Annotated in this window: 24 protein-coding genes and 1 tRNA gene; all 25 read right to left on the bottom strand. The window is 41.9% G+C overall.

Annotated features, from left to right (window positions below):
• Position 1 precedes the first annotated feature (1 nt).
• Positions 2 to 1,657 carry a terminase large subunit gene (locus AB5170_RS05215; protein ID WP_368361474.1) on the bottom strand — a complete coding sequence of 552 codons (1,656 nt, stop codon included), beginning with the start codon at positions 1,655 to 1,657 and terminating at the stop codon, positions 2 to 4.
• On the bottom strand, positions 1,658 to 2,047 hold the full coding sequence (locus AB5170_RS05210; protein WP_187565546.1) for a hypothetical protein: 390 nt from the start codon (positions 2,045 to 2,047) through the stop codon (positions 1,658 to 1,660). It abuts the gene before it with no gap.
• A gap of 85 nt (positions 2,048 to 2,132) precedes the next feature.
• The gene (locus AB5170_RS05205; protein WP_368361475.1) at positions 2,133 to 2,480 is read right to left on the bottom strand and encodes a hypothetical protein; all 348 of its coding nucleotides are present in this window, start codon (positions 2,478 to 2,480) and stop codon (positions 2,133 to 2,135) included.
• Positions 2,481 to 2,566: 86 nt separating this feature from the next.
• A tRNA-Ile gene (locus AB5170_RS05200) sits at positions 2,567 to 2,640 on the bottom strand.
• 323 nt (positions 2,641 to 2,963) lie between these two features.
• Positions 2,964 to 3,383 (bottom strand): RNA polymerase subunit sigma-70, encoded by a 420-nt coding sequence (locus AB5170_RS05195; protein ID WP_187565547.1) that lies wholly within the window; start codon positions 3,381 to 3,383, stop codon positions 2,964 to 2,966.
• Between the two features lie 182 nt (positions 3,384 to 3,565).
• Positions 3,566 to 3,757: a hypothetical protein gene (locus AB5170_RS05190; RefSeq protein ID WP_368361476.1), complete on the bottom strand. Its 192-nt coding sequence runs from the start codon at positions 3,755 to 3,757 to the stop codon at positions 3,566 to 3,568.
• On the bottom strand, positions 3,754 to 4,035 hold the full coding sequence (locus AB5170_RS05185; protein WP_204454210.1) for a hypothetical protein: 282 nt from the start codon (positions 4,033 to 4,035) through the stop codon (positions 3,754 to 3,756). Before AB5170_RS05185 ends, AB5170_RS05190 begins: the two co-directional genes overlap by 4 nt.
• 1 nt (position 4,036) lies before the next feature.
• Complete coding sequence (locus tag AB5170_RS05180; RefSeq protein ID WP_187565551.1) at positions 4,037 to 4,423, bottom strand: DUF551 domain-containing protein; 387 nt, start codon at positions 4,421 to 4,423, stop codon at positions 4,037 to 4,039.
• The gene (locus AB5170_RS05175) at positions 4,410 to 4,793 is read right to left on the bottom strand and encodes a hypothetical protein (RefSeq protein WP_187565552.1); all 384 of its coding nucleotides are present in this window, start codon (positions 4,791 to 4,793) and stop codon (positions 4,410 to 4,412) included. Before AB5170_RS05175 ends, AB5170_RS05180 begins: the two co-directional genes overlap by 14 nt.
• 169 nt (positions 4,794 to 4,962) lie before the next feature.
• Complete coding sequence (locus tag AB5170_RS05170; protein ID WP_187565553.1) at positions 4,963 to 5,208, bottom strand: hypothetical protein; 246 nt, start codon at positions 5,206 to 5,208, stop codon at positions 4,963 to 4,965.
• Positions 5,205 to 5,540 carry a hypothetical protein gene (locus tag AB5170_RS05165; RefSeq protein ID WP_187565554.1) on the bottom strand — a complete coding sequence of 112 codons (336 nt, stop codon included), beginning with the start codon at positions 5,538 to 5,540 and terminating at the stop codon, positions 5,205 to 5,207. The genes AB5170_RS05170 and AB5170_RS05165 overlap by 4 nt, the downstream gene beginning before the upstream one ends.
• A 30-nt stretch (positions 5,541 to 5,570) precedes the next feature.
• Positions 5,571 to 6,002, bottom strand: a complete 432-nt coding sequence (locus AB5170_RS05160) for a single-stranded DNA-binding protein (RefSeq protein WP_187565555.1) — start codon at positions 6,000 to 6,002, stop codon at positions 5,571 to 5,573.
• Between the two features lie 220 nt (positions 6,003 to 6,222).
• On the bottom strand, positions 6,223 to 6,357 hold the full coding sequence (locus AB5170_RS05155) for a hypothetical protein (protein ID WP_368361477.1): 135 nt from the start codon (positions 6,355 to 6,357) through the stop codon (positions 6,223 to 6,225).
• Positions 6,354 to 6,623, bottom strand: a complete 270-nt coding sequence (locus AB5170_RS05150) for a hypothetical protein (RefSeq protein WP_187565557.1) — start codon at positions 6,621 to 6,623, stop codon at positions 6,354 to 6,356. The genes AB5170_RS05155 and AB5170_RS05150 overlap by 4 nt, the downstream gene beginning before the upstream one ends.
• Position 6,624: 1 nt before the next feature.
• Positions 6,625 to 6,792 carry a hypothetical protein gene (locus AB5170_RS05145; protein WP_187565558.1) on the bottom strand — a complete coding sequence of 56 codons (168 nt, stop codon included), beginning with the start codon at positions 6,790 to 6,792 and terminating at the stop codon, positions 6,625 to 6,627.
• Between the two features lie 4 nt (positions 6,793 to 6,796).
• A complete protein-coding gene (locus AB5170_RS05140; RefSeq protein ID WP_204454212.1) occupies positions 6,797 to 6,958 on the bottom strand; it encodes a hypothetical protein in 162 nt (53 codons plus the stop codon).
• Between the two features lie 222 nt (positions 6,959 to 7,180).
• Positions 7,181 to 7,552, bottom strand: a complete 372-nt coding sequence (locus AB5170_RS05135; protein WP_187565560.1) for a hypothetical protein — start codon at positions 7,550 to 7,552, stop codon at positions 7,181 to 7,183.
• The gene (locus tag AB5170_RS05130) at positions 7,549 to 7,797 is read right to left on the bottom strand and encodes a hypothetical protein (RefSeq protein WP_187565561.1); all 249 of its coding nucleotides are present in this window, start codon (positions 7,795 to 7,797) and stop codon (positions 7,549 to 7,551) included. The genes AB5170_RS05135 and AB5170_RS05130 overlap by 4 nt, the downstream gene beginning before the upstream one ends.
• Before the next feature lie 2 nt (positions 7,798 to 7,799).
• Positions 7,800 to 8,060 carry a hypothetical protein gene (locus AB5170_RS05125; RefSeq protein ID WP_187565562.1) on the bottom strand — a complete coding sequence of 87 codons (261 nt, stop codon included), beginning with the start codon at positions 8,058 to 8,060 and terminating at the stop codon, positions 7,800 to 7,802.
• 43 nt (positions 8,061 to 8,103) lie between these two features.
• Positions 8,104 to 8,676 (bottom strand): helix-turn-helix domain-containing protein, encoded by a 573-nt coding sequence (locus AB5170_RS05120; protein WP_368361478.1) that lies wholly within the window; start codon positions 8,674 to 8,676, stop codon positions 8,104 to 8,106.
• Between the two features lie 3 nt (positions 8,677 to 8,679).
• Entirely contained in the window at positions 8,680 to 9,141 is a 462-nt protein-coding gene (locus tag AB5170_RS05115) for a hypothetical protein (protein ID WP_368361479.1), read from the bottom strand.
• Positions 9,138 to 11,369: a ParB/RepB/Spo0J family partition protein gene (locus AB5170_RS05110; RefSeq protein ID WP_294432689.1), complete on the bottom strand. Its 2,232-nt coding sequence runs from the start codon at positions 11,367 to 11,369 to the stop codon at positions 9,138 to 9,140. Before AB5170_RS05110 ends, AB5170_RS05115 begins: the two co-directional genes overlap by 4 nt.
• On the bottom strand, positions 11,369 to 12,175 hold the full coding sequence (locus tag AB5170_RS05105; protein ID WP_294432688.1) for a ParA family protein: 807 nt from the start codon (positions 12,173 to 12,175) through the stop codon (positions 11,369 to 11,371). Before AB5170_RS05105 ends, AB5170_RS05110 begins: the two co-directional genes overlap by 1 nt.
• A gap of 13 nt (positions 12,176 to 12,188) precedes the next feature.
• Positions 12,189 to 12,422: a hypothetical protein gene (locus tag AB5170_RS05100; RefSeq protein ID WP_173718569.1), complete on the bottom strand. Its 234-nt coding sequence runs from the start codon at positions 12,420 to 12,422 to the stop codon at positions 12,189 to 12,191.
• Positions 12,409 to 12,837, bottom strand: coding sequence for a hypothetical protein (locus AB5170_RS05095; RefSeq protein ID WP_294432684.1), 429 nt, complete (start codon positions 12,835 to 12,837; stop codon positions 12,409 to 12,411). Before AB5170_RS05095 ends, AB5170_RS05100 begins: the two co-directional genes overlap by 14 nt.

Raw genomic sequence — 12,837 nt, 5'->3', positions numbered from 1 at the left:
CTTAAATCAAGCTTATATACTCATCAAATTTATCTCTAAGGACTACGTAGCCATCAACCAACGCCATAGTTCCATCAATTCTTTTTCTTGGATCATCTGTTTTTACAGGCTGAATATTTCCATTTATGTCAGTCCTTACCGCCGTATTTGCCAGGCACATTTTGTCAATTGGATTGTTATCGTAAACGACCTTCTTGGCACTCAGATCCGCCTTTAACTCTTTCATGGGCTGAGAAAGAGTTGCAACGCCCTGCCGGATTGGTATCATTGCAGATTTTCCAAAAGCAGCTTCGAACTCTCGCAAAAGTGAATCATCAATATGCCATGGATCATAACCTATCGCCATCATGTAAATATCCTCTTTTTCCTGTATTTCCAGATACCAGTCTAAGATTACCTTCTTATTCACCTTATAGGTATCAACCGTTCTCAGCAGTCCCTGTTCTTTCCACAAGGTGTATGGTGCATTGTCACGTCCTTGTCTTCTTCCGGAGTTTTCATATTCATCCAATACACGCTGTGGAAGCCAGTACATCTGCTTAACATAAATCTTTTCATCACCCTTGCGCATGCAAAGTACCTTCGCTGCATTCAGATCCACACAATCAGCTGCATCAAACCCGCCAATTCCATACCGGAATTTTTTATCCCCAATTCGTTCTTCATTATTGAGATCTTCCCAACGGAGCCATGCAGTTTCCGCAGTCTGTTTAAGATTAAAGTCTTTTACAAGAACTGTTGGTTTGAATGTAGGATCATCTTTTGCTTTCTGCACCATTTGCCGGAGATAATCGTAAGATTTGATCGGACCAAGGCCAGGATTTGCCTTTTCCCAGCATTCTTCTTTATCCCATTCTTCTCTGTCATCAAGTTCATAAATAAACGGAATAAATCTATTATTCTGTATTTTTCCCTCCAGGATTCCTGCTGCATAGTCATACTGTGCGTCAAATATTCCGTTTCTGATAAATCCGTTTGTTGTAATACAAAAAAGCAACGGTTGCCGTCTGGCTCCCATTGCCTGTTTTACCAAATCATAGATATCTCTGTTTTTTATAGCAGCAAGTTCATCAATAACCCCACCATGAACATCAAGTCCATCAAGGCTGTTGGTGTTACTTGCCAATGCTTTTATAAATCCAAAATTCTGTTTAAAATAAAGGTCGCTTGCTCTCTTTTTGATATGCTTGCTTAACAAGGGACTTTGCTGAACCATTTTGTAGCATGCAGTAAATCCAAGAGCTGCCTGATCGCGCATGGTTGCCACATTGTAAATCTGCGGAGCACCTTCCCGATCATTTACTAAAAGATCAATTTCCACAGATGCAGTTTCCGTTGTTTTACCGTTTTTTCGACCTTCAACAATCAAACATTCATTGTACTGGCGAAGGTTATTGTCATCTACAAATCCATATATTGCCTGAAACCTGGCTTTCTGAAATAACTCCAACTTTAAAGGAGCTCCAATCCTGCCAGATGGAATCTTACAAAATCTTTCGATAAAATCCGTGTGACGTTTTGCAATATCATAGTCAAAATGAAATTCCCCTGGAGAGTAATACTGTTCAAGGAGCATGTCTGCAACTCTTTTCATTTTTTCACAGGCTACAATCTTACCATCCAAAAGGCCGGTGAAATACTGCTCAAATTCCGTCATTTACCCACCGCCCGTCAGAAAGTCTATGAGCTCATCACTCTTGGTCTGTCCTCCTGCTTTTTGAAGCATATCGTCTAGCTGTTTCACGTAAGAAAGATAATTTTTTGCCAGGTTATTATAGATTTCAACCTCACTGCACTTTTTAATCCCCTTCTGATTCGCCCCATTCTGGTACTCTTCCGTGTATCCTTTCAGGTTGATAATGTGCTCTAATTCCATCATGGAAACAGCCATAAACGCTGCAGAATTCATAAGCGATTCCGCATTTTTCTTACGCTTCAAATCCAGATCTTTGTAAATTGATTTTATTTTTTTCAGTTCTTTTTTAATCATTGCTTCTTTATTCAAGAGTTCCCCTGTTTCGGCAAAAATCGGGTTATTTTTCTGCAACGTTCTCACCTCCTACTACACCGGTCACGCGATTTCTTCGTGCGTAAAAATTAATCTCCCCTCCCGGTTCGTGTTCCCCTACGCCCTAATCGTTTTTAGGGGGGACTGGCACCAGATTGCCCTGTGAATCAAAGGTATATTCAATCAAGCCAGGAACAGCTGCTGCCCCATGCTCTGCATTATGGCAAGCATGGCAGTCGTATTTCAGATTACCAAAGCCCAGACTGATGTCTGGATCATTGATATTCTCTGGAGTAAGATGTATCTTGTGGTGCACAATATATCCAGGTACCTCATGGCAAGACTCACACATTCCACCATCAATAGATTTTCGGTAAGCTATATAAGCAGCTCTGCACTTCTGCCATTGTCTTGATTGATAAAATGCTTTTGCAAATTCTCTTGCCATGCTTGTCCTGCCTTTCTGCTGCATAAAAAGAACATCCAGCATTCAACCGGATGTTCTTAGAAAAATATGTATGAGTCGATATCGTACCATTATATCGGCGGCACAACCGAATCGGAACCTACGGAATCAAACCGCCGACACACTGGTTATAAGCCAGCTGCTCTACCACTGAGCTATGTTCCGGGTTTGCAATCCATACGTGCCGCTATACCAATCGCATGGAGGTTTCCCAGTTCTTCCCTGATTCTTTTTATTTACGTCTGCAACATTATTTAAGAAATCTCATTCCTACCCTCGAAGTACACAGACAGTGTTGCGGCACTTGCATCTTCATTACTCATTAAGGAGAGTTTTGATTTTTCAATACAACTGCCAGGCATTTTACCTGGCAATCATACTTACTTAATCTGTGGGGTTTACTTGAACCGAACAGTGTTCTTTATCCACTTGGTTCAGTTTATATTATTACATATTAAATCGTGACATGTGTGACATTCGTGACATTTTTTATTTTTTTCTTAAAAATCTTTCGAATTCTTTTTTCACAGAATTCTCTGTGGCTTTAGGTCCCAGTTTTCGTGCCACCTGCTGCCAGGTCAATCCATCAAACAGCTTCCACTTGATGATTCTTTGCATTCTCATTGGGATCCTATTCATCCACTGCTCCACGTCTCGTTTTATCCTGTTCGCGTTTTCTTTTCTTTCTTCCAGGAGTTTTTCCTCTTCATCCATGAGATTTCTATCTTTCATGGTTTCTCGCGTTCCCTGGATTCGAAAGCTCTGCGGCTGGTAAGGAAATTCAGGATTACTGCCCCGGACAGAATCCTGAGTTACTTCTTTTCTTTTCCTCAACCTTTGAATCTCCACTTCCGTCTCCTCGATCAGTGCACAAGCATCTATGTACTGTTCCAGAATTCTCTTGTCCATTTGTCTCACCTCCCACGATTCTGTCAATTCGTTCAAATTCAATTACCCATACCCATGGATTTGCTTCCCAGCCGTAACGGTTAAGATCATTTTTCTTGACAGTGCCATTCCATAGGCTTTTCCATTCAGCCATTGCCATTTCCGTATCTCCAGCATGAACTGCCATGGAAGAAAGTCCCTCGTTACGAATTTCGGTTATTGTTATATCCTGCAGTGGTTCTAATTTTACGTTTTTGACCACAAGAAAAATGCGTGCTGCTTTTCTTGGCATATGAATTGATGGATGCCATTTTGCGAATAGTATTCTTATTCAATCCAGCTTCATTCATCATTTGTCTAATTTCCTGTCTTAATGCAATTTCTTCCACTCTCATTCATTCCCACCACCCTTCACAATTTCGATCACCTTACCAGCAAGGCAGACTGTGCAATCAGCTTCTATACATTCCTCCCGAAAACAATCTGGGCTGATATTTGATTCCATCATTCTCTTGATCTCTTCCAGCTGCTCCACAACCTTATCCCTATTATAGGCTGTTGGTTGTTCGACAATTCTGTTTCGTGCAAAGTTATATAGTGCTTTATCCATTTTATCTGATGTATTCCATTCTTGTAATCTTTCAAGAACCTTATCAGCGTCAATCAGTCTCATACTATTTCCCCTCCTCATATGGTCTTGGAAGTGGCATCCATGCAATGACTTTTAATTTCTTCCAGCCACTCGTCCCATTAATTATTCCACTAAATTTACCTCCAACAACATATCCTAGCCCATATGTTTGATACATACAGTTAAAATTTCCATATCTGTAATATTCAAACCAGACAAGTACTGTTTCTAATTCTTCTGGCAGTCCCTTGGCAACAGGAATCCACCTATTTTCTTCCAACTGTTTCACAACCTTATCCGCATCATAGGCGGTCGGCTGATTATCAATTACTTTCGAGAGTGTAGATAATGGCACGCATTGAAAGTTATCTTCAAATTTTCCACTGCATTTGCAATTTTTCTTCAGTAAGTCTGCATCAATCAATCTCACGTTTCTCATTCTCCTTATACGGTTCTGGAAGCGGTCGCCAAGCAACAATGCTATCTTCTGCATAGTAATATCCCGTTGAACTGTACCATCCGCATCCAATAGGCTGTCCCAATACCGTCACTGGCATCTGGCAGATCCCATATTCTGCAATATAAACCTTTGTATTCTTCTTGAAAGTAACCAAATACTGTCCATACTCTGTAGGTTTTTCCTTTGCTGGAATCCAACCTTTTTTCTTCTCATCCTCTTCCAGATCTGCTAAAAGCGTATTTACAATATCAAGTGCACTTCCTGGAAGTCCCTGCTTATATTGAGTTTGCTTTTCCAGTTCCCACTTGTACTGTTTGAGTCTCTCTTTTACTCTGCTCATAGCCTTTCCCTTTCTTTTATCACTTTCTTATATTTGCAATAACGCCAAACACAAATGACTGTATATGCGTTTTTCTTATACTCTTCATTCCTGCACTGACCGTCTTTTGTGTCGTATATACACTCTTTACAATATCCAGGATGGTCTGGGTGCAAGATTATCTTGGCACTCATTTCTTTTTCCTCAATAACTGCTGCCGGATCAGATCATACTCCAGAAGCAGGTTCCGGTCTTTGTTTCTGCTGAGGGTTCGGTCTGCGGCTCTTAGATAATATCTGTCGTTTATCCTTCTTCCTTCAGCTGCGGCGCCGTACAAACTCCCGACTGTTCGGTTCAGCCTTTTTGATGCTTCTTTTATGGTTACTGCCTCTTCTGATTCTTTTGTTATGTCTTCTGTGATCTCATATAATGTCATAGCCAATTCCTCCCGAAGATCTTCCGGAACTGTTCCCTGCTGCCAATCTGGTTCTCAAAGGCTTCCTGTCCCTGTCTGTGAAGCTCATCCATTACTGCTTTGTCTCTATGTACAGCATGTTTACCACTCGAATGACACTCCAGACACAAATAAACCTTTAATCCATATTTTTCTGATAGTGTCCGATTCGGGCCACCAAATATATGATGTTCTTCAGTATGTCCATATCTGCCGCACAAGTAGCACCTGTCTTTTCTACTTCCAAGAATACTTACTGGATGGGACATTCTTTTTTTCTTTTTTTCACCTTTCGGAAATTTTAGTCCGCTCATAGTTCTTCCTTCTTACCTTTTCTTTGTTTTCTAACTGAACGGAAGTTCTTCTTCAATTCCGTCTGGAATGTTCATGAAGCCGTCTTGTCCTACATCTGGAGATGGCTGCGGAGCATTCTGCTGGCTGCTGCCGGATCCAGAATTTTTACTCTCAGCAAATTCCTGTTCTTCCACAACAACCTCTGTAGTATAAACGTTCTGTCCATCCCGGTTGGTATAACTTCCAGTCTGAACATGTCCCACAATAGCAATCTTCAAGCCTTTCCGGAAGTATTTCTCCACAAACTCGGCAGATCTGCCAAACACTACACAGGGAATAAAGTCCGCAGTTGCATCTCCATCTTTTCTGATCTTTCTATCTACGGCCAGCGTGTATCTGGCAATTGCCAATGAATTTTCTCCAGAGGTGTATCTTACCTCTGGATCTCTTGTTAAACGTCCCATTAAAATTGCTTTGTTCATCTTTTCTCTCCCCTATCTTTCTTTGATTCATGCAAACACCAGGCGATCACGCCAAAGGCTCCGATCAGTACACCAACCCCCATTGCAACAATTACATCTACCATCTAATTCATCCCCATTCCAAACATCTTTTAAGAGCTTCTGGATCATTCTTTTCATATAAGCCACAGCTTGATACTGGATAGTTAATCCATCCAGATCCACAATTTCTTTTTTCTCTTCAAGGTTCTAAATAAACAAGATTACCACTTCCATAGCAAATTCCCCATTTTACACCATTTCTTAATCCTGGCTGTGGTCTGCATCTTGGACATTCTGGACAATCTATGTATTCCTTGTTTCCAATCTTGCTCATTTAGCTCCACCTTTTTTCACGATACTGATTGCATTCTGAATTGCCTTATTCCAATTTCTTGTACTTATCTTTTCAGCAACACTGTCATCCTGTTCAGTATCTTTTAGTTTTTCCAATTGCTCTACAACCTTGTCTACGTCATAGGCAGTTTGTTGTTTTCCAATAACTCTCCTTAAATCTGACAAACTTACACATTTAAAATTATCTTCAAATTTCCCTGTGCATTTGCAATTTTCCACCAGTAAATCTGCATCAATTAGTCTCATGTTATTTTCTTCCCTCCTGGCGGATGCTTCTAAGCATATCTTCAATTCCTTGTTCGTAGCCCTCATAGAAACTGTTGGCTCTTTCTATTTCCCTGCACTTTTTTCTTCCGGCTGCTGCCTGGAGGTTATCCGCAATTTTCTCGATTCCTTCGTATGTCTCTTTTTCCATTGTCTCACCTCGTTCTGAGGAACCTGGCCAGCATACTGTCTCTCCAGTCTGTTACCTGTTCGAATTCCCATTTGTTACAACTGTAGTCATCTGTGATCCAGATTCCCTTCTTGTCGCAGAGAAGATCATCATTGTAATCGCATGTTTTACATGTTCTATCTTCCATCTGTTTTCCTCCTTGGACACCACTTAGGGCTTGTCTTGACTGTTATCTCTGTTGAATGTCTCTCTGTTTTGCAAATCAATGTATCAGCCGGACAACTAACATGTTCCCTTACCTCCGGATGTTTACAGTACCAGTGATTAGGTCTCCCATTCATATCTTGAAACTCAGTATTTTCACATTCTCTACATTTCGGTGCCATCTTTGATTTACCGCCTTTCTGCCTCATTCATCGAAGATATCATAATCCTCAACCGTTTCTTTCATACTTGCTATAGGTCTGCCTTTTACATATTTGTCGCAGTTAATGGCACTGCAACCTCTGGAATGTCCGGTTTTGCAGATATAGTCACAATTTCCAAGATTGGGATTTAATTGTCTGTATATGCAGCTTGAACATTTTCTCCCAGTAGATTTCTTGTTACCCCTCAGCACTTCCGGCTTAATACCTCGCTTTCTGAACCAATACCTAACTGTTGACGGCCAGGTTTCATATTTTTCTGCAATCTCTTTCTGTGAACTTCCGGTTTTCACCATCTGTATGATTTCTTTACGGTGCACGTCCAATTCTTGTACTTTGGTCTCGTATTTTTTCACAGGACCACCTCTGCATCCGAGGGCATATTAAAGATTCTTATTTTTTCTGGATGCTGAGCGGCAACCTGGATAGCACAGAGAACACGAACAGTTTTTTGTTCTGTACTATATTCTCCCAGGACAGCTCCCACCTTCTTGTCTTTGGTATGTGCCAATATTTGATAGGAACCGGTTGGCATACGGACTGTGGTAGTTGCTTTTCCAATCATATCTATCAGCTGATTACTCTGTGATCTGATTTTCATTTCTACATTTTTCTCCTTTCAGATAAAATCCTGGTAGCATTAACCAAATTCGCCGTATTACGTTCATACTGGCGCATTTCTTTCCGCAGCTCATCAGCCACTGTAAATATTACCTTCATAAAATTTGTTTTTATCCCTATAGCTTTGATTTCTCTGTACTCTGAAGGACTTACCATTGTTTTAATCAGTCTTTCCTTCATCCATTTAGGTGGATTTTGACCATACATTTTTCTATATTTCTTTTTCAACATTCTGAAATTCATATTTCACCGCCTCCCTGCTGCCCGGAGCTGTCTCCTGGGCTTGTCATAGTCCAGGAGCAGCTGCCTTTTCATGCTTGTCCTCCACATATTTATCACAATTCTCAACACTACAGCCCCTTCTGTGACCAGTTTTCCCTATGTAGTCACAGCCGCCTTTTCCCGGGCTTGTTTCTCTGTATTGGCAGGTTGCACACTTCTTTTGGTTTCCTTGCTTGTCAATTCCATGTCTCGCCATCCAGTGAGTAACCGTTGACTGAACAACGCCTAATTCCTTTGCAATTGCATACTGTGATTTTCCGTCTTTCAGCATCTGGATGATTTCTTCCTGGCAATCATCCAGCTTGCTTTTGTTCTTTGGCAGATCTACCAATTTCTTTTTTACAGCCTTAGTGGAGGATTTTTCTGTCTTTACCATCTGTTCTACTTCTTGTTTGAACTCAAAATCCTCTATTGCAGGCACATCCACCAGGTAACGGTTTCTCTCCAACATTTTTTCCAGAGCCTCTACTATGAATTCAGTGCCATCGTTTTTTAGACTTTCATCATACATCACCAGTACTTTCTTCCCTTGGAGAAACTTTTTCAGAGCATCCTCTAACTTTATTTCCTGCAGCACATCTCACACCGCCTCTCTGTCAAATCCAAGTTCTTTGTAAATGTTGTAATTATCCAGATCTTCAAATTCGATTTCAATATCCATTTCTTTTTTTATCTGCGCATAGGCTGCTGCAGCTCCCACGCGATCCACATAAACCCTGGCCGCTTTGTAATTTTCCATGAGCTTTTTATTTTCTTCTGTATATCCCCAAGCCATCTTACTCGCATATAAGATAATCAATATATTGATGATGGCGATATAGTCCTCTGCCCTGGTAAGCTTCTCCTGGGCTTCCTTCATCAAAGCGGCAGTAACATTTTCTCTGATTTCTTTTTCCTTCAGTTCCAAATATGTCTTTAAGACAACAGCTTCCTGGCCAGTTATGTCAGCATCCCCCTCTACCGGCAGTGCAACATTCAGTGGTAGTGGCATCTTGCTTTTTGACAGTTCCTTTGCCTGTCGTCTTCTCTCTGCTCTGTTCATCTTTTTCCTTTCTGAATCGCTTTCAGAAACTCAACAAGCTCCGTCTCACTGTTTGGATATTTATTGTATTTAGCATGGTATGTCCATTTTGGAATCTGATTTTTTCTGTCTGGCTCTGGGCCACCTACTAAATGCATGTAGTACGATTCGCCCGGATTATACCAATGTGACTGCTGCGGTTCTGGATCATACTCTTCTACGATCAGTCGTGTGCCATTTTCGAAGTCATACTTGTAATACCTCGCGCCTATATGTTTGTCTTCGTACCAGAGTCCCCACAATTTATAACTTCTCAGCCATGCCTTACGTTCTGTGTCATTTCCCATAATGTCAAGAGGCTCTTGTTCATGTTCTTCTTCCCGGCAATCGTACACCAAGCTCTGATTTTCTTCAGTATCCTGCTGCCTTTCGTCCGTGATTTCAGCTGCCTGTTGGCAGCATTCTGGCTTGTCCGAGTCGGACATTTCCATTGTTTCTTCTGTAAGATCAAATTCTGAAGAATCTGGATCATACAAATTAACAAGCTCTAACACCAGACGGATATAGCTCATCTTGCTTTCCTTCTTTTGGGTATTGGATTGGATCGTTATTCCCCTTGAATACCCTTCGAATGTATAGCTGAATCCATCACACGCCTGGCTATGATATCCATAAGGAGCATATTTTTTCTGTAGCTCTTGAGCTCGCTCCCCGTTTTTTTTATATTTTCGACAAATCTGCATGATTCCCTTAAGCAGTTCCGGATACCTGGTGCAAAGCTCTTTCACAGCTTCTTCTGGTTTCCATTCACTCCAGGAATTATTTATCTCTTCAAGAGTCTCCATTGCTTCATTTGGCTGTGTTTCAGGCGGATCTGGTTCTTCTTTCTTAACTCGCTCCTGGTACTCAAATTCCATGCGTTTCTTCGACACATAGCAGACCTTTCCACCTTTTTCATCATAGAATACAAAATCTTTTTCTTTGCCTCTCTGCACTGCGGCAAATTCAGCTCCCATTGCCCGGAAGCGTCTGGCGGCGCCCACATACATCTTGGCATATACATCTTCCAGGAAGATTTTTATTATCCTTGCAATATCCGGAGTAAATACCTCATCTTCCCTGTAATACGGGCACTCTTTCTGTGGATCTACCAGCGGAGCCATCTTTACTGATTTCTGTTTTTTTCCGTATTTTTCTATCAAGGTTTCTGCCAACTGCTGCCAGGTGATCAACTTTTCCTCATCACTGTCCGGATTAAAAAGAATTCCATCCTTTTTCCCCTGATAATTCAGATGTCCATTTCTGATCCGAACACCATCATACAGGGTGCTAAGCATGTAAATTGACATATTCTTATCTCGCTTCTGGATCCGTTCTGTCGTGGACCGCTTCAAACTCTCAAAAAATCTGTCAATCTGAACGTCCACATCAATTACCGTGTCATCTTCCGGCGGACGATATTTCCCGGTTACTTCTGCCAGCGTAAGCTGTCCTGGAATCTGGCGGTTTAGCTCCTGTTTTTCTTTCAACGTCTTTACTTCCGGAAGTGTAATTGCTCCATTCTTCTGATACAGTTCCAGAGCCTCTTTCTGGTGATTCTCATCCAGATCGGTCAGCTCCCTGGCCACGGATATATTTATCTTCGCATTCTTAAACTCCTGCATAAGCTCAGGGCTCAGCTTTTTCTGAATTGCATGATATCTTTCCAGCTGAGTCCCGGATGTTCCAAGTGTTGCCTGTACCATTTTCCTTGTGGTTCCCTGCAGATCGACCAAATCCCGGAGCTCTTTAATCACTTCCTCCGTGATAAGGGCTTCCTTCATTTTCTCCCAGTCGGTTTTCTCCCGGAACCGGTTTGCCTGGATGATTCCCAGCTTATTAAGCAGCTGTTCCACTTTTTCATCTTTATCTTCTGGAAGCTTCTCCGTGTTCAGCGTCACTTTGGTATATTTACAATTAATCTTCCGGAACTCTTCATGCCCCTCTTCTACAAGCATTCTGCAGCACATTGTACGGCAGTGTCCGGATATGATCCTGTCTTTACCATTCACATCCTCAATCAGAACATCCTGCATTACACCAAACAAAAGAATTGAGTTTTTCAGTCCCTGTAGTCGCTCTGGATCTGTAGAATAGAAATTCTCCTTGGATGGTTCTAGTTCAAAAACATCACGATACACTGTATCACTGATATTCTCAGTCTCCACGGGCTTTCGGTTGTTCACCATATCTGCCAGATTAAATGCCATCAGGCTTCCCTCCCTTCCGTCCATTTATCCATCATGATTCCTGCTGCCACCAGATACTCTTTTACCAGGCGTTTGTAATCTTTTGCAGCCAACGAACGCGGAGAATACAACGGAATAGGCTTTCTTGCATACGTACATTCAGACACTTTCCTGGAATAACGGATTCTTGTACTGAGAATAGGATATCCTGCTGCCTGTATCAGTTCTGCTCCCTGCTCCTGTGCCAGATTGTTTTTGTCATACTTTGTGATAAAGATCCAGTAATTCTTCAGATCTTTATTCAATTCCTCTTTTGTGTATCCGATCTGATTCACCAGTTCCGGAAGACCTTCTGTGGTATTATCATCAATTTCCACTGGAATCAGAACATCATCACAGGCTGTCAGCGCATTAATTGTGGATATATTAATATCCGGTGCATTATCGATTATGCAAAAATCATACTGCTCCGCCACGCATGCCAGTGCATTTTTGATTCGGAACTGCTGTGGCCGCGTCTGATCAAACATCACTTCCTGGTTTGCCATCAACAGACGCATATTCGCCGGCAATACATCCAGATTGTAATATGCCGTGTGTCTGATCAGCTTTCCCATCCAGTCTTCCGGATGTCTGGCAGTCATAATCCGGTCAATACCTTCTCCATCCTGTGTGCGGCAATTCAATCCTCTGGAAGCGTCCCCCTGTTTATCGTTGTCCACCAGGAGGACTCGGTTTCCCTGCTCCGCCAAAATATAGGCGAAGCTATTGGATGTAATTGTTTTGGCTACACCGCCTTTTAAATTGATTACTGCTATCGTCCTCATACTTTTCCTCTTTTCATCTTTTTATGGTTTTACGGCTCCGTCTATTTCTTTGCTTTCGGTCGGCTTTTTCCATCCACTCCGGCTTTCCACCTTCCGGCTCATCATCAAAATAGATCTCGCCATCATCCCCTCTGTAGTAGTGGAAGTTCATACCAGCTCTTGTTATTGTTCCTATGTATGTCATTGTCCTGGGATCCTGTTCCGGGCGCAGACTCCATCCTTTTCCCCAAAGTTCAGCTATCTCCATGCTTTATCATCTCCTCCTGGAGCCACTGTGAATATGAATGTGTACCGGCAGATGAAGAAACTTCCAGCTTAAGCCTGTCAATAGGCTGGTAAACCTTTCTCCATTCATCCGCATTCTTTATCTCGTTCCCCTTTGTATCCTTAAAGCCACCTGCTGCCAGATCTGATATTCTCAGAACTCTGGATGCCACGAAGGTATCTTTCGTGTGTATACAGATCTCGCAGGAAGAATGAAATCTTGCCAGTGCCTCCGCAAGCGCCTGCAGGTTGCATTGATGATATGTGCTTACCACACATCCAAATCCTTCCCTGGTCACAATCTGTCCATGATGCATGATTTCAATCACGTATCCATATTTTCTCTGTATACATGCCTGGCACTGTTTGTCCGTTTCCAGGTAAATATTCACCTTCAT

Origin of the sequence: Ruminococcus sp. RTP21484sp1_RTP21281st1_A8_RTP21281_210402, assembly GCF_040914025.1 — a bacterium.
In the GTDB taxonomy this organism is placed as follows: Bacteria; Bacillota; Clostridia; order Lachnospirales; family Lachnospiraceae; genus Blautia_A; species Blautia_A faecis.
This window is presented reverse-complemented; position numbering and strand designations above follow the sequence as displayed.